The organism is Serratia sp. BNK-23 (assembly GCF_047456145.1).
Taxonomy (GTDB): Bacteria; Pseudomonadota; Gammaproteobacteria; order Enterobacterales; family Enterobacteriaceae; genus Serratia; species Serratia nematodiphila.
In genome coordinates this window covers 2,871,366-2,885,813 of record NZ_CP179900.1, presented here as the reverse complement: position 1 = coordinate 2,885,813, position 14,448 = coordinate 2,871,366, and the positions used below count along the sequence as shown (strand labels likewise).

The following is a 14,448-nucleotide window of genomic DNA, read 5'->3' as shown; positions in this document are numbered from 1 at the left end:
GCGTACTCGCAATCAGTCGTTAAAGTACCAATAGCCGCTGTTGACCAGCGCGGTCAGCAGCGCCAGGAACGACGGATCGTCCACCGCGTCGCCGAGCAGGGCGGCATCGACGCTGAAGTGCTGGCACAGGGCGTCTGCGGCCTGCAGCTGGTCGGTGTCGATCAGTTCACCGTTGACGAAGCAGCGATCGCCGACGCGCAGCACGCGCAACCCGCCCAGGCGCTGCAGCGCTTCACCCTGTTGCAGCAGTTCGTAGATTTCCCCGGCCTGATACGGCGGCTCCGGCGGCGCCAGATCCAGCTCGTGGCGCGATTGGGAGATAAACTCGCCGAACCAGTGCTGGAAGTGTTCCGGCTGTTGCACCAGATCCAGCATCATCTGCCGTAAGGCGTCCACTTCCTGCGGCAGGATCTCCGCCGGGTGTTCGCGCAGTTTAACGTCCGGATCGCCGTAGCGCTTGCTGCCGAGCTCGCGCGCCAGCACGTAGTCGGCGAAGCCGCTCACCAGCTCGCGGCCGTTCGGCGCGCGGAAGCCCACCGAGTAGTTGAGCGCGTTTTCCAGCGCGTAGCCTTCATGCGGGAAGCCCGGCGGAATATAGAGAATGTCGCCCGGCTCCATCTCTTCGTCGATGATGGCGTCGAACGGTTCGACCTGCAGCAGATCCGGGTGCGGGCAGTGCTGTTTCAGCGGCGTTTTTTCCCCGACGCGCCAGCGGCGGCGGCCAGTGCCCTGAATGATGAACACGTCGTACTGATCGAGGTGCGGGCCGACGCCGCCGCCCGGCACCGAGAAGGAGATCATCAGGTCATCCATCCGCCAGTCCGGCAGTTGGCGGAACGGGCGCATCAGCGCGGCGGAAGGCTCATGCCAGTGGTCCACTGCCTGCACCAGCAGCGACCAGTTGTTTTCGCTCAGGTGGTCGAAGCTCTCGAAGGGGCCGTGCGCAACCTGCCAACGGCCGTCCTGGTGGCTGACCAGGCGGCTGTCCACTTCGTTTTCCATCGCCAGCCCGGCCAGCTCATCCGGGGAGATCGGATCGATAAAGTTTTTGAAGCCGCGCTTCAGAATCACCGGACGCTTTTGCCAATAACGTTGCAAAAAATCGTTCCAGTCCAGATCTAATTGATAATCCATGTTCTATTCCAGGATAGGGGAGTGAGCCTGAGTGCGATTATAACGGAAGTTTGGCCCCGTGGATCGGGGCCGCAGCGGCATAATTTACTCGTTGTGGTGGGTGTCGTGCTGGCGGGCGAAGGTGACCTGCATGCGCGCGCCGCCGAGCGGGCTGTCGCTGATGACGATTTCGCCGTCGTATTGCTCGATGATCTCCGCCGCCACCGACAGGCCAAGGCCCTGGCCGGGGCGCAGGGTATCCACCCGCTGGCCGCGCTGGAAAATCAGCTGGCGCTTGCTTTCCGGGATGCCCGGGCCGTCGTCGTCGATAACGATGGTGAGGTTTTTCTCGGAGTGCAGCGAGGTGATCTCCACGAACTCCAGGCAGTATTTGCAGGCGTTTTCCAACACGTTGCCCATCACTTCCATAAAATCGTTCTTCTCGCCCATAAAGGTCACTTCCGGCGAGATGTCCAGCGTGATCACCACCCCTTTGCGCTGGTAAACCTTGTTCAGCGCCACCACCAGGCTGTCGAGCAGCGCCGGCACCGAGTGGATCTCGCGCGTCAACACCGTCTGGCCGGAGTTGATGCTGGCCCGGTGCAGGTAGTAACCGATCTGCTGCGAGATGCGCCCGATCTGATCCAGCATGATCGGCTCGGCTTCTTCGATGGTGGTTTGCTTGCCGCTGCGCAGCGAGCGTAGGGTGCTTTGCAGCACCGCCAGCGGCGTTTTCAGGCTGTGGGTCAGATCCGACAGGGTGGTGCGATATTTGGTGTAGCGCTGGCGCTCGTTGCGCACCAGAATGTTCAGATTGCGCACCAGCCCGCGCAGCTCGCTGGGTGGATTTTCGTCGAGCTGATCGCGCTCGCCGTTCTCCAGCTCGCCCACCTGATTGACCAGCGCCTTGATCGGCCGCAGGCTCCAGTAGGCCGCCAGCCACAGCAGCGGCACCACCAGCAGCAGGTTGGCCAACAGCACGTAGCTGAACCACTCCCACACCACGTCGGAGCGCTGCAGCTCCTGCGGAATGCTGTCGACCACCACGATGGTCAGCGCCGGCAGGCGAGGCGTGGCGGCATAGGTGTTGACCGCCACCGAGTGGGTCAGCGCGTTCTGATCGGTATCGTCGTAATTCTTCAGCTGATCCTGCGCTTTGGGGTTGTCCCCCAGCACTTCGCTACTGACGCGGGTGTCGGTGTCGATTTCGTAGAAGCCGGACTCCTCCAGCCATTCCTTGTTGATCAGCTTCTCGAGCTCCGGCACCTTGCGCTGGCTCCACAGCAGGTTGCCTTTATCGTCGTAGATAAATACCAGCGTCGGGAAGTTGAGATCGAGATCGGGGGGAATGGCGATGGTGAGCTTGTTGTCTTTCCACTGCGCCAGGCTGAAGAACAGGTTGCTCTCGCCGCGCAGCAGACGGAAGGCGGTTTTGTCGAAGCTGACGATATAGCCGACGACCGCCACCAAACCGTAAGAGAGCGACAGCGCCAGGATCACCCCGGCGGTCGCCATCAGGAAGCGGGCACGCAGCGAAAACGGTTTTTTATTCTTGTTGAACATCATGTTCACTTCGCGTCAAAACGATAGCCCTGGCCACGTACCGTGGTGATCACTTCATGCGGGTATTCCGCCTGCACTTTCTTGCGCAAGCGGCCCATCAGCACGTCGATGGTGTGGCTTTCACGCAGTTCGGCGTCCGGGTAGAGCTGCAGCATCAACGAATCCTTGCTCACCACCTTGCCGGCGTTGCGGATCAGGGTCTCGATGATGGTGTATTCAAAGGCGGTCAGCTTGATCTGTTGATCGTTGACGCTCAGTTCGCGGCGCGACAGATCGATCTGGAACGGCGGCAGCACGATCACTTGCGAAGCCAGGCCGCTGTTGCGGCGCATCAGCGCCTGCATGCGGGCGATCACTTCTTCCAGGTGGAACGGCTTGGTGACATAGTCGTCGGCGCCGGCTTCCAGCACCGCCACTTTGTCCTGCCAGCTTTCGCGGGCGGTCAGCACCAGGATCGGCAGCTTGGTCTGATGGGCGCGCCAGCGGCGGATCAGGCTCAGGCCGTCTTCACCCGGCAGGCCGAGATCGACGATGGCGATATCCGGCGCGTGTTCCTGCAGGAAATAATCGGCTTCCTTGGCGTCTTCGGCCGCGTCGACCTGATGGCCCATCTCGCGCATCTGAACGGAAAGGTGGTGACGCAGCAAACCATTATCTTCAACAACCAGTACTCGCATGGCGAACTCCTGTGACTATGCGGGTGAACGTCCTGTCACCCACGCGATAAAAGGGAACACGCTCTGCGGCGTGTCAGGGAATAACGCGGCCACCTGAACCATTTTGACAAAAAGTGCTGAGGCTATGGTAGGTATAACCCGCCCGGCTCGCAAGAGAGCCGAAGCAATGTATTAAAATAAGCGTTATCAATTTGTTCGCCGACATTATCGACAAGCTCTGATAAACGTCGGATAAACAGCGGTGGGGCAACATTAAACGCAACTTAAACGCCCCGGGCATTGCCCGCGAAAGGGAAGTGTGAGCCGGGGCGCTTGATAAGCTTTAAAGGTACTAATAAGGTATTATTGAGGCAACGGTACATTTTCTCAGGAGCGACGGATGAAGCAGTTAACCCAGGCAGAACGCATAGCGGGCGCACTTTACGGACAGATGCTGGGCGACGCGCTCGGCATGCCTTCCGAGCTGTGGCCGCGCGAGCGGGTTAAGCGCCATTTCGGCTGGATAGACGGTTTTCTCGATGGGCCGGCGGAGAACACCGCCGCCTGTTACTTCAAGGCCGGGCAATATACCGACGATACCGCGATGGCGTTAGCGCTGGCCGATGCGCTGCGGGAAGCGGAAGGCGAGGTGGTGCCGGAACTGATCGCCCGCAACGTGATCCGCTGGGTGGACAGTTTTGACGCCTTCAACAAGAACATTCTCGGCCCCAGTTCCAAACTGGCGTTGAGCGAGCAGAAGGCGGGCACGCCGATCGCCGAGTTGGAAAACAACGGCATCACCAATGGCGCGGCGATGCGCATTTCGCCTTTGGGCTGCGTGCTGCCGTCCGCGCCGCTGGAGGATTTCTGCCAGCAGGTGTGGCTGGCCTCCAGCCCGACGCACAAATCCGACATCGCCGTCGCCGGTGCGGTGGCGATCGCCTGGGCCGTCGCGCGAGCGGTGGAGGGCGCGGACTGGGTCTCGATTCGTCTGGCGCTGCCGGGCGTGGCGGAGTATGCCCAGCGCCGGCAGGAGACGACGTTCAGCCCCTCGCTGGCGGCGCGCATCGAGTTGGCGTTTCAGGTGGTGGATGAGGCCGCCGATCCCGAGCAGACCTCTGAGCGGATATATCAACTGATCGGCGCCGGGGTGAGCACCATCGAGTCGGTGCCGGCGGCGCTGGCGATGGTGCAGCTGGCGCAAACCGATCCTACCCGTTGCGCGGTGCTGTGCGCCAACCTGGGCGGCGATACTGACACCATCGGCGCGATGGCCACCGCTGTCTGCGGTGCGCTGCACGGTGCAGAAGCGATCGAACCCGGATTGCTGGCGGAGTTAAAACGGGTGAATCCGCTGGACGTTGAGGCGTATGCCCAGGCGTTCGTGCGTTTTCGCCGCCGCCGACAGGGCGAGGCGTAACGGATCAGCTTTCGCTGGTAAACTCGTACATGTCGCTGCGGCAGAAGCTTTCGCTGTATTCGACAGGCTTCTTGCGGTGGTCGAACAACGTCTGGCGCACGATCAGCAGCGGCATCGGTTCTGATAGCTGCAGCGCCTGGCGGATATCGTCGTCGGCCATCGCCGCGCTGACCTGGCTGCGCAGCGAGCCCATCTCCACATTATTGCGCCGGAAGTAATCGTAGAGCGAGATGCCAATCTCGTCGATGTTGGCAATCGCCGCCGCCACCACGTAGGACACCGCCACCGACATCGGCCGCCGATCGATAAAGTGAATGCGCTTGAGTTGGTAGATCGGCGCTCCAACCGCCAGCTGGAGCCTTTCCGCCAGTGCGGCGCTGGCCGGCACCCGCTCGCGGCTGATCCATTGCGTGTCCGGCTGACGCCCCTGTTGCGCCGCCTCGCGCGAGAACCCTTTGATGTCCGCTAAGGAATAGCGCAGCTTCGGCGCGGGCCGTTGCGGCTGGATGAAGGTGCCGTAGCCGCGTGAACGGCCGATGATGCCGTCTTGCTCAAGGCAGGCCAGCGCTTTGCGCACCGTGATGCGCGAGATGCCGAGCCGTTCGGTGAACAGGCGCTCGCTGGGCAGGAAATCCCCCGCGCTCAGCAATCCTTGCTCGATAGCCTGGCGCACCGAGGCGTTAAAGCGCAGATACAGCGGCATCGCGCCCGCGCTGGCCAGATCCTGCAGCAGTTTTTCCAGCAGACGCTGGTTGATCTCCTTGCTCATAGCTGACGGAAGTCCTGTAGCCGCAATGCGATGGCTTATTTAAGGGGATTTCGCCGGGCAGCGCAACCGCCGCCGCCGCTGGGAGAAAATGAGGTAGAGTAGTGTGCAATCGCCCCAGGCTCGGAGAAACAGACTGCCCATGAGTGACACCCCACGACACGCGGACGACGCGGCAATCCTGGCAGCCTTCACCCAGCAGCGTCAGCAGGGGCTGACCCGACGTTCGGCGCTGCACCAGGCCCTGTTGCGGCTCATCACCGCCGGGGAACTGCCGTGGCGGGCGAAGCTGCCGCCGAGCCGCGCGTTGGCGGCCCGGCTGGCGGTGGCGCGTGACACGGTGGAACAGACCTACGCGCGGCTGGAGGCGGAGGGGTTCATCAGCCGAACGGTGGGGCGCGGCAGCTTTGTGCGTTATCGCTGCGATACGCTGCTCGGCCGTGAACTGCTGGCGACGCAGGCAGGCCAGGAGGCGCGGCTGGCGGAACGCGAGTTAAGCGATCGCGGCCGGGCGTTGCTGGCGGTCAGCCATACGCCGCACACCAGCCGCCAGGCCTCGTTGACGCCCTCGCTGGCGGATCTGCGGGCGTTTCCCATCGATTCATGGCTGCAGTGGGAAAAGCAGGCGCTGCGGCGGCACGGCGAGCGGCTGTTGGGGTATGCCGATCCGCAGGGCTTGCCGGAGCTGCGTGCGGAGATCGCGCACTATTTGCAGCGGGAGCGGGGCGTCAAGGCGACGGCGGAGCAGGTGATCGTGGTCACCAGCTCTCAGCAGGCGCTGGCGCTGTGCACGCAGGTGCTGTTCGATCCCGGCGATGCGGTATTCGTCGAAGAGCCGGGTTACCAGGGGGCGAAAAAGCTGGTGCAGTCGGCGGGGCTGCAGGCGCGGCCGATCGGCATTGATGAGCAGGGGCTGGACGTCGGGCAGCTGATGCAGGCTGCGGGCGGCGGGCGGGGCGTTTACATCACGCCGTCCCATCACTACCCGCTGGGGTACTCGCTGAGCCTCGAGCGGCGTCTGGCGCTGTTGCAGTGGGCCCAGCGTCGGCGGGCCTGGATCATCGAAGACGATTATGACGCCGAGTTCAACTACGATCGACAAACCAAGGCGGCGCTGCAAGGGCTGGACAGCGGCGGGCGCACGCTGTACATCGGCACCTTCAGCAAGACGCTGTTTCCGGGGCTGCGCATCGGCTTCATGATTGCGCCGCCGCAGCTGGTGCGGCCATTGGTCGCCGCCAGGCAGTTTCAGGACGGCTACACCTCGGCGCTGGCGCAGATGACGCTGTTCCACTGCCTGCACGAGGGCGGCTACGCCGAGCATCTGCGCAATATGCGCACGCTTTACAAGGCGCGGCTGGATGTGCTGTACGACGCGGTGCAACGCCATCTCGCGCCCTGGACGCGCCCGGCGCTGCCGCAGGGCGGGCTGCAGCTGGTTTGCCCGTTGGCGGATGCGGCGACGGAGCGGCGGCTGGTGGCGGCGGCGGCGGAACGGGGCATCCGGCTGTACGGCCTGGCGGACTTCTACACCGGCGCGCCGCAGCGCGGGGCGCTGGTGCTCGGTTTCTCGGCCTATACGCCGGACGAGATCGTGCGTTTTATCGCCACGCTGGCGCAGGTGTTCAACGCGCTGCCGCGGGAAAACGGCGGTTAAAATTGGTCTGCCCGGCGTTTTGAATTGGTCCGTATTACGCCGTCGCTGCGCGGTGTATTCTGCCGCTATTCGGTTATTTCCCTAATGGAAATAATATCTTAACCCCGTGAGGCGCTATGAACCCATCAAATCGTGAAGTGACCATCCGCAGAATCAATGGCGACGACAGAGCGCAATGGCTGGCGTTGTGGCAGGGCTATCTCGACTTTTACCGCGCCGAGGTGGCGCCGCAGGTGACCGATCGCACCTTCGAACGCTTGGGGCAGGATGAACAGGTGTACGGGCTGGTGGCGGAGGATGCCGACGGCCGGCTGCTGGGGCTGATGAACCTGGTATTCCATCCGTCCACCTGGAGCGCGGTGGGCTATTGTTATATCGAAGATCTCTATGTGTCGCCGCAGGCACGCGGCCATAAAGTGTCGGAAAAACTGTTCGAACAGGCGTATCGGCTGGCGGAGGCGCGCGGCAGCGATCGGGTCTATTGGATGACCCAGGAGTACAACGCGCCGGCGCGTTCGCTGTACGACAAAATCGGCAGAAGAAGCTCGTTTATCGTGTATACCCGTTAACCGCAGGAGGCGCGTATGGCAATGAATCGTTATGGTCAGCCGATTGGCGAACCGATGCCGGATTGGCAGCCGGCTCGCCGCCCGGGCGGCGTGACGCTCGGCGGGCGTTTCTGTTCACTGGCGCCGCTCGATCCGCAGCGGGATTACGCCGCGCTGTATGACGCTTTCCAGCTGGCGCCGGACGGCCGCGACTGGACCTATCTGTCTATCGAACGGCCCGACACGCCGGCGGCGATGTTGCAGCACCTGGAGACGCTGCAGGCCAACCCGACGCTGGTCAATCTGACGGTGTTCGACGCCGCCAGCGACGCGCCGGTGGGGACGGTGGCGCTGATGCGCATCGACGAGGCCAACGGCGTGCTGGAGATCGGCCACGTCAGCTGGTCGCCGTTGATGAAACAGCGCTCCAGCGCCACCGAAGCCATTGCGCTGCTGCTGCGTTATGCCTTCGACACGCTGGGCTATCGCCGCTGCGAGTGGAAGTGCGACAGCCATAACGCGCCATCGCGCCAGGCCGCGCTGCGCTTCGGCTTCCGTTACGAGGGCAACTTCCGCTTTGCGGTGATCGTCAAGGGGCGCAGCCGGGATACCGACTGGTTCGCCATCACCATTGACCGTTGGCCGGCGGTGCGGCAGGCGTTGGCGCGTTGGCTGAGTGCGGACAACTTCGATGCGCAGGGGCGGCAGATAGCCCGGCTGCAGGTGTTGCGCGGCGAATAATAAGCAAAAAGGCGGCCCGTGGGCCGCCTTGTGGTTGTGGGTCTAACGCGCTTACTTCAGCTCGTCGACCATGGTGGTGGCGCGGCCGATATAGTTGGCCGGGGTCATCGCCTTCAGACGGGTTTTCTCTTCTTCCGGCAGCGCCAGGCCATCGATGAACGCCTGCATGCCGGCGGCGTCCACGCGCTTGCCGCGGGTCAGCTCTTTCAATTTCTCGTAAGGCTTTTCGATGCCGTAGCGGCGCATCACGGTCTGGATCGGCTCGGCCAGCACTTCCCAGTTGTGATCCAGTTCGTCCAGCAGGTGCGCCTGGTTGACTTCCAGCTTGCTGATGCCCTTCAGGGTGGCCTGATAGGCGATCAGCGCGTAACCCAGGCCCACGCCCAGGTTACGCAGCACGGTGGAGTCGGTCAGGTCGCGCTGCCAGCGGGAAACCGGCAGTTTGCCCGCCAGGTGGCCCAGCACGGCGTTGGCCAGCCCCAGGTTGCCTTCGGAGTTTTCGAAGTCGATCGGGTTGACCTTGTGCGGCATGGTGGAAGAACCGATTTCGCCGGCGATGGTCTTCTGCTTGAAGTGGTTCAGGGCGATGTAGCCCCAGATGTCGCGGTCGAAGTCGATCAGAATGGTGTTGAAACGCGCTACGCAGTCGAACAGTTCGGCGATGTAGTCATGCGGTTCGATCTGGGTGGTGTACGGGTTCCAGGTGATGCCGAGCGAGGTGACGAACGCTTCGCTGAACTGATGCCAGTCCACTTCCGGGTAGGCGACGATGTGGGCGTTGTAGTTGCCGACCGCACCGTTGATTTTACCCATGATCTCCACGCGCTCCAGTTGGCGGTACTGGCGCTCCATGCGGTAAGCCACGTTGGCGAACTCTTTACCGACGGTTGACGGGGTCGCCGGCTGGCCGTGGGTGCGCGACAGCAGCGGGATATCGCGGTATTCCTGCGCCAGCCCTTTCAGCGCGTCGATGATCTTGCGCCAGTAAGGCAGCACCACGTCCTGACGGGCGCTTTGCAGCATCAGCGCGTGCGACAGGTTGTTGATGTCTTCGGAGGTGCAGGCGAAGTGGATGAACTCGGACACCGCGTGCAGCGCAGGCACCGCCGCCACTTTTTCCTTCAGGAAATACTCGACCGCTTTCACGTCGTGGTTGGTGGTGCGCTCGATGGTTTTGATGCGCTGTGCGTCTTCTTCATTGAATTCCGCGACGATTTTGTCGAGGAAAGCGTTTGCGTCGGCGTCAAAAGCGGGAACTTCCTTGATTTCTGCGCAGGCGGCCAGTTTTTGCAGCCAACGTACTTCAACCTGTACGCGGAATTTCAGCAGACCGTATTCGCTGAAAATGGGGCGCAGTGCGCTGACTTTATCACCGTAGCGTCCATCAACGGGGGAAACGGCGGTCAGTGAGGATAATTCCATCGGTAGCAACTCCTGGGATCGATTAACAATGAGCAACGATATTTTGCGCCTGCTTGAACAGACGATTACGGGAAAACATTAACTGCAGGCGGCTGCCGCCGACCTGTTGCCACAGCACGGCGGCGCGAATGCCGGCCAGCAGCGTGGCGCGAACCTTGGCCTGCACCTGTGGGTTCTGCAGGATGGCCGGCGAGCCGGTCACCTGGATGCGCGGCCCGAGCGGGCTGACCACGTCGACGTAAATGCCGGCCAGCGCGCTGATGATGGTGTCCGATTCAAGATCGAAGTGCGCCAGCTGGCGCTCGAGCTGGCCGAGGCGTTCGCCGAGCGTGTTCATCGCCTGTTTGTTGGCGTTGAGCTTGCGCTCCAGCACCATCAGGCTGATGGTGTAGCGGGTCAGTTCCGCGCCCGGCCCTTTGTTGTTGGCATTCAGCACGCCCATCAGGGTTTCGAGGCCGACCATCAAATTGCGTTCTTCGCCGCCGAACACCGCCAGCGTGGAGGGCGGATCCATTTGCAGCAGGCTTTTCAGCGAGGTCTGAAACGCTTCGCGGTTGCATTGCCCTTCATGGGCCAACTGCTGAACCAAACGCGCCGACTGGCTGATGCCCGCCATGGCCAGCGTGATGTCATAATAATTCTTCGCCACGATGACTCCTGTAAACGCGGTGAACGGTACATGGCTTACTGCATAAGGTTGTGTGTATCGCAGGGGTAACGGCGGCGGCCGCGAACGGTAACGATCGGGCGTGGCTGTAACAACGATGACAACGAATGCCGCGGATCATGCCACAAAATCGAGGGTAAACCCAGCGTCTAATACGTCTGCGGTGAGGCGGAGGTGCCGTGCGGCGCAGAACTGCGCAAATAGGCGACGAAAATCGCCGGCGCGGCGGCGCGAACTTATTGTTGCTGCGGCAAATGGCAAATAAAGTGCGGCGGCTGCATCTATACTGCCAACGTGAACCCTCAAATAAAGACCTTTATATGCACGTAAAAAACAAGCAGCCACTGCCGGCGGTGACGCTGGCGGCCATCGGCGTGGTGTACGGCGATATCGGCACCAGCCCGCTGTATACCCTGCGCGAATGCCTGACGGCGGAGGAGGGCATCACCCTGACGCCGGCCTCGATTTACGGCTTTTTATCGCTGATTTTCTGGCTGCTGACGCTGGTGGTGTCGATTAAATACATTTGTTTCGTGATGCGCGCCGACAACGACGGCGAGGGAGGCATTCTGACGCTGATGTCGCTGGCGATCCGCAAGCTGGATGCGCGCTGGGTGCCGGCGGCGGTGCTGATCGGGCTGGTGGGCGGCAGCTTCTTTTACGGCGATGGGGTGATCACCCCGGCCATTTCGGTGCTCTCGGCCATCGAGGGGCTGCAGATTATCGCCCCCGAGCTGGACAGCTTTATCGTACCGCTGTCGCTGCTGGTGCTGACCGCATTGTTCGCGATCCAAAAACGCGGCACCGGCAGCGTCGGCAAACTGTTCGCCCCGGCGATGGTTATCTGGTTCCTGACGCTGGCGCTGCTGGGCCTCGGCGGCATTTTGCATCACCCCGGCGTGCTGCGGGCGCTGAACCCTTACTGGGCGGTGAATTTCTTCCTCGAATACAAGGCCGTGTCGTTCTTTGCGCTGGGCATGGTGGTGCTGTCGGTCACCGGCGCTGAAGCGCTGTACGCCGATATGGGCCACTTCGGTAAAAAACCGATCCGCCTGGCGTGGTTTACGCTGGTGGCGCCGGCGCTGGTGCTGAACTACTTCGGCCAGGGGGCGCTGCTGTTGGCCAACCCGGCGGCGATCAATAACCCGTTCTTCCTGCTGGCGCCGACCTGGGCGCTGATCCCGCTGCTGGTGATCGCTACGCTGGCGACGGTGATCGCCTCGCAGGCGGTTATCTCCGGCGTGTTCTCGCTGACGCGGCAGGCGGTGCGGCTGGGTTACCTGCCGCCGATGCGCATCATCTATACCTCCGATCAGGAGTCCGGGCAGATCTACATTCCGGTGGTGAACTGGCTGCTGTTCGCGGCGGTGCTGATCGTGATCGTCAGCTTCAAACACTCCAGCAACCTGGCCTCGGCCTACGGCATCGTGGTAACCGGCACCATGCTGCTGTCGTCGATTCTGCTGAGCATCGTGGCGGTGAAAAACTGGGGTTGGCCGCGCTATCTGGGCGGGCTGATGCTGCTGGTCATGCTGTGCATCGACGTGCCGCTGTTCGGCGCCAACCTGATCAAGCTGGCGACCGGCGGCTGGCTGCCGGTGGCGCTCGGGCTAATCATTCTGCTGATCATGCTGACCTGGAAGACCGAGCGTTCGCGCCTGATCCGCCGATTGCGCGACAATCAGGAAGGGCTGAGCGCGCTGATCGAGTCGCTGGAGAAGGCGCCGCCGAAGCGGGTGCCGGGCACCGCGGTGTTTATGGAGCGCACGCCGCATGCGGTGCCGCTGGTGCTGTTGCATAACCTGAAGCACAACAAGGTGCTGCACGAGCGCGTGGTGCTGCTGACCATCGTCACCACCGACATGCCGTACGTGCACAACGTGCAGCGGGTGGCGATCGAACAGCTGTCGGCGAGTTTCTGGCGGGTGGTGGCGAGCTACGGCTGGCGCGAGACGCCCAACGTGACGGACATTCTTTACCGCTGCGGGCTGGAGGGGATGAGCTTCACCATGAACGAGACCTCGTTCTTCATGTCGCGCGATACGCTGGTGCTGGGCAAACGGCCCTGGTATCTGCGCGTGCGCGGCAAGGTGTTCCAGCTGTTGCAGCGCAACGCGCTGCGGGCGCCGGACCTGTTCGAAATCCCGCCGAACCGGGTGATCGAGCTGGGGGCGCAGGTGGAATTCTGAATAAAAAAACGCTGCGGTAAATGCAGCGTTTTTCTTTTGCCGGGCAGTTACGCCAGGCGCTGTTCGATGATGCCACCGCCGAGGCAGATTTCGCCCTGGTAGAATACCGCCGACTGACCGGGGGTGACGGCGGAGACCGGCTCGTCGAAACGCACTTCGATGCGTTCATCGTCGAGCGGGGTCACGGTGCAAGGGATATCCTGCTGGCGATAGCGGGTCTTCACCGTGCAGCGGAACGGGCCGCTCAGCGGCAGACGATCTACCCAGTGCAGCTGCTGCGCGATAAGGCCTACGGACATCAGGCGCGGATGATCGTGCCCCTGCGCGACGACCAGCACGTTGTTGGCCACGTCTTTATCCACCACGTACCACGGATCTTCGCTGCTGTCTTTCAGGCCGCCGATGCCCAGCCCTTTGCGCTGGCCCAGGGTGTGATACATCAGGCCCTGGTGTTCGCCGACGGTCTGGCCGTCAACGCTGACGATCGGGCCCGGCTGCGCCGGCAGGTAGCGGCCGAGGAAGTCGCGGAATTTGCGCTCGCCGATAAAGCAGATGCCGGTAGAGTCTTTCTTCTTGGCGGTGACCAGCTCCAGCTGCTCGGCGATGCGGCGCACCTCCGGCTTCTCCAGCTCCCCGACCGGGAACAGGCTTTGCGCCACCTGCTCGTGGCTCAGGGTGTAGAGGAAGTAGCTCTGATCTTTGTTGCCGTCGACGCCGCGCAGCAGGCGGCTCTTGCCGTCCACATCCTGGCGGCGCACGTAGTGGCCGGTGGCGATGAAATCGGCCCCCAGATCTTCGGCGGCGAACTCCAGGAAGGCTTTGAATTTGATCTCTTTATTGCACAGGATGTCCGGGTTCGGCGTGCGGCCGGCCTTGTACTCTTCCAGGAACAGCTCAAACACGTTGTCCCAGTATTCCGCCGCAAAGTTCACCGTGTGCAGTTCGATGCCCAGCTTGTCGCAGACCGCTTGCGCATCGGCCAGATCGGTCGCGGCGGAGCAGTACTCTTCGTCGTCGTCTTCTTCCCAGTTCTTCATGAACAGCCCAGCGACCTGATAGCCCTGTTGCTGTAACAGATAGGCGGTAACGGAAGAGTCGACGCCGCCGGACATACCGACGATTACTTTTTTCTGGCTGTTGTCTGACATGGGGATCTCACGAACTTGAACACGAACCGTGCTGATAAAAACAAGCGCAGGATTTTACCACGTTGGCCGAGCCGGCGCACTGTTCATCTTGTGCTGCCCGGCGCCCTTAATGCGGCCAGGCGAAGCTGCCGACCAGCGACAGCGGGTAGCGCTCCGGCTGCTGATAGCTGCGAATGCTCTCCGCCACCAGCGCGGAACGCAGGTTGGGCGCCTGCAAAATCTCGTCGGCGCTCAGCCACAGGCAGCGATCGATGTCGCTGTCGTGCGGCTCGGTCGGCAGCGGCTGTTCCAGCTCGATGACGAAGCAGAAGCGCAGAAACGGTGTGCGATCCGGCGCGATCCACTGGTGCAGGCGCAGGAACGCCTGCGGCGTGGCGCGGATGCCGGTCTCTTCCCACAGCTCGCGCTCGGCGGCCTGCACCAGCGTCTCGTCGGCCTCCAGATGGCCGGCCGGCTGATTCCACAGCGCTTTGCCGTTGATGGTCTCTTCGACGACCAAAAATTTGCCGGCGGCGTGCACCACGCAGGCGACGGTGACGTGCGGTTTGAACATGCGGT

At 62.4% G+C, this 14,448-nt stretch carries 13 protein-coding genes; 5 read left to right on the top strand and 8 right to left on the bottom strand.

Annotation, left to right across the window (positions count from 1 at the left end; all coding sequences use genetic code 11):
- Nucleotides 1-12 precede the first annotated feature (12 nt).
- From ACMGF9_RS13660 to phoP, 3 genes are all read right to left on the bottom strand, one after another.
- Complete coding sequence (locus ACMGF9_RS13660; protein ID WP_004941161.1) at nt 13-1,134, bottom strand: cupin domain-containing protein; 1,122 nt, start codon at nt 1,132-1,134, stop codon at nt 13-15.
- An 84-nt stretch (nt 1,135-1,218) separates the two neighbouring features.
- Nucleotides 1,219-2,676 carry a two-component system sensor histidine kinase PhoQ gene (gene phoQ / locus ACMGF9_RS13655; protein WP_004941164.1) on the bottom strand — a complete coding sequence of 486 codons (1,458 nt, stop codon included), beginning with the start codon at nt 2,674-2,676 and terminating at the stop codon, nt 1,219-1,221.
- Between the two features lie 5 nt (nt 2,677-2,681).
- Nucleotides 2,682-3,353 carry a two-component system response regulator PhoP gene (gene phoP, locus ACMGF9_RS13650; protein WP_004941169.1) on the bottom strand — a complete coding sequence of 224 codons (672 nt, stop codon included), beginning with the start codon at nt 3,351-3,353 and terminating at the stop codon, nt 2,682-2,684.
- A gap of 379 nt (nt 3,354-3,732) precedes the next feature.
- Here phoP and ACMGF9_RS13645 point away from each other — a divergent pair, with 379 nt between their 5' ends.
- A complete protein-coding gene (locus ACMGF9_RS13645; protein ID WP_076740310.1) occupies nt 3,733-4,752 on the top strand; it encodes an ADP-ribosylglycohydrolase family protein in 1,020 nt (339 codons plus the stop codon).
- A 4-nt stretch (nt 4,753-4,756) separates the two neighbouring features.
- Here ACMGF9_RS13645 and ACMGF9_RS13640 read toward each other — a convergent pair whose 3' ends face one another.
- A complete protein-coding gene (locus tag ACMGF9_RS13640; RefSeq protein WP_021505543.1) occupies nt 4,757-5,521 on the bottom strand; it encodes a GntR family transcriptional regulator in 765 nt (254 codons plus the stop codon).
- A gap of 139 nt (nt 5,522-5,660) precedes the next feature.
- Here ACMGF9_RS13640 and ACMGF9_RS13635 point away from each other — a divergent pair, with 139 nt between their 5' ends.
- The 3 genes from ACMGF9_RS13635 (at nt 5,661) to ACMGF9_RS13625 (ending at nt 8,464) form a co-directional block, all read left to right on the top strand.
- The gene (locus ACMGF9_RS13635) at nt 5,661-7,175 is read left to right on the top strand and encodes a PLP-dependent aminotransferase family protein (protein ID WP_021505542.1); all 1,515 of its coding nucleotides are present in this window, start codon (nt 5,661-5,663) and stop codon (nt 7,173-7,175) included.
- A 116-nt stretch (nt 7,176-7,291) separates the two neighbouring features.
- Nucleotides 7,292-7,744, top strand: a complete 453-nt coding sequence (locus ACMGF9_RS13630; RefSeq protein ID WP_015377605.1) for a GNAT family N-acetyltransferase — start codon at nt 7,292-7,294, stop codon at nt 7,742-7,744.
- 15 nt (nt 7,745-7,759) lie between these two features.
- Nucleotides 7,760-8,464, top strand: coding sequence for a GNAT family N-acetyltransferase (locus ACMGF9_RS13625; RefSeq protein ID WP_015377606.1), 705 nt, complete (start codon nt 7,760-7,762; stop codon nt 8,462-8,464).
- Between the two features lie 51 nt (nt 8,465-8,515).
- Here ACMGF9_RS13625 and purB read toward each other — a convergent pair whose 3' ends face one another.
- Nucleotides 8,516-9,886, bottom strand: a complete 1,371-nt coding sequence (purB, locus tag ACMGF9_RS13620; RefSeq protein WP_004941193.1) for an adenylosuccinate lyase — start codon at nt 9,884-9,886, stop codon at nt 8,516-8,518.
- Between the two features lie 22 nt (nt 9,887-9,908).
- Nucleotides 9,909-10,535 (bottom strand): high frequency lysogenization protein HflD, encoded by a 627-nt coding sequence (gene hflD / locus ACMGF9_RS13615; protein ID WP_004941196.1) that lies wholly within the window; start codon nt 10,533-10,535, stop codon nt 9,909-9,911.
- A 338-nt stretch (nt 10,536-10,873) separates the two neighbouring features.
- On the opposite strand from hflD, the gene kup reads away from it, so the two are divergent.
- Complete coding sequence (gene kup / locus ACMGF9_RS13610; protein ID WP_015377607.1) at nt 10,874-12,742, top strand: low affinity potassium transporter Kup; 1,869 nt, start codon at nt 10,874-10,876, stop codon at nt 12,740-12,742.
- A 47-nt stretch (nt 12,743-12,789) separates the two neighbouring features.
- Here kup and mnmA read toward each other — a convergent pair whose 3' ends face one another.
- Nucleotides 12,790-13,890 carry a tRNA 2-thiouridine(34) synthase MnmA gene (gene mnmA, locus ACMGF9_RS13605; protein ID WP_015377608.1) on the bottom strand — a complete coding sequence of 367 codons (1,101 nt, stop codon included), beginning with the start codon at nt 13,888-13,890 and terminating at the stop codon, nt 12,790-12,792.
- A gap of 106 nt (nt 13,891-13,996) precedes the next feature.
- Entirely contained in the window at nt 13,997-14,443 is a 447-nt protein-coding gene (locus tag ACMGF9_RS13600) for an NUDIX hydrolase (RefSeq protein WP_015377609.1), read from the bottom strand.
- Nucleotides 14,444-14,448 lie beyond the last annotated feature (5 nt).

Bases quoted from the DNA above. Each gene is read 5' to 3' on its own strand.
- ACMGF9_RS13660 (WP_004941161.1), bottom strand. From the start codon at position 1,134: ATGGATTATCAATTAGATCTGGACTGGAACGATTTTTTGCAACGTTAT.
- phoQ (WP_004941164.1), bottom strand. From the start codon at position 2,676: ATGTTCAACAAGAATAAAAAACCGTTTTCGCTGCGTGCCCGCTTCCTG.
- phoP (WP_004941169.1), bottom strand. From the start codon at position 3,353: ATGCGAGTACTGGTTGTTGAAGATAATGGTTTGCTGCGTCACCACCTT.
- ACMGF9_RS13645 (WP_076740310.1), top strand. From the start codon at position 3,733: ATGAAGCAGTTAACCCAGGCAGAACGCATAGCGGGCGCACTTTACGGA.
- ACMGF9_RS13640 (WP_021505543.1), bottom strand. From the start codon at position 5,521: ATGAGCAAGGAGATCAACCAGCGTCTGCTGGAAAAACTGCTGCAGGAT.
- ACMGF9_RS13635 (WP_021505542.1), top strand. From the start codon at position 5,661: ATGAGTGACACCCCACGACACGCGGACGACGCGGCAATCCTGGCAGCC.
- ACMGF9_RS13630 (WP_015377605.1), top strand. From the start codon at position 7,292: ATGAACCCATCAAATCGTGAAGTGACCATCCGCAGAATCAATGGCGAC.
- ACMGF9_RS13625 (WP_015377606.1), top strand. From the start codon at position 7,760: ATGGCAATGAATCGTTATGGTCAGCCGATTGGCGAACCGATGCCGGAT.
- purB (WP_004941193.1), bottom strand. From the start codon at position 9,886: ATGGAATTATCCTCACTGACCGCCGTTTCCCCCGTTGATGGACGCTAC.
- kup (WP_015377607.1), top strand. From the start codon at position 10,874: ATGCACGTAAAAAACAAGCAGCCACTGCCGGCGGTGACGCTGGCGGCC.
- mnmA (WP_015377608.1), bottom strand. From the start codon at position 13,890: ATGTCAGACAACAGCCAGAAAAAAGTAATCGTCGGTATGTCCGGCGGC.
- ACMGF9_RS13600 (WP_015377609.1), bottom strand. From the start codon at position 14,443: ATGTTCAAACCGCACGTCACCGTCGCCTGCGTGGTGCACGCCGCCGGC.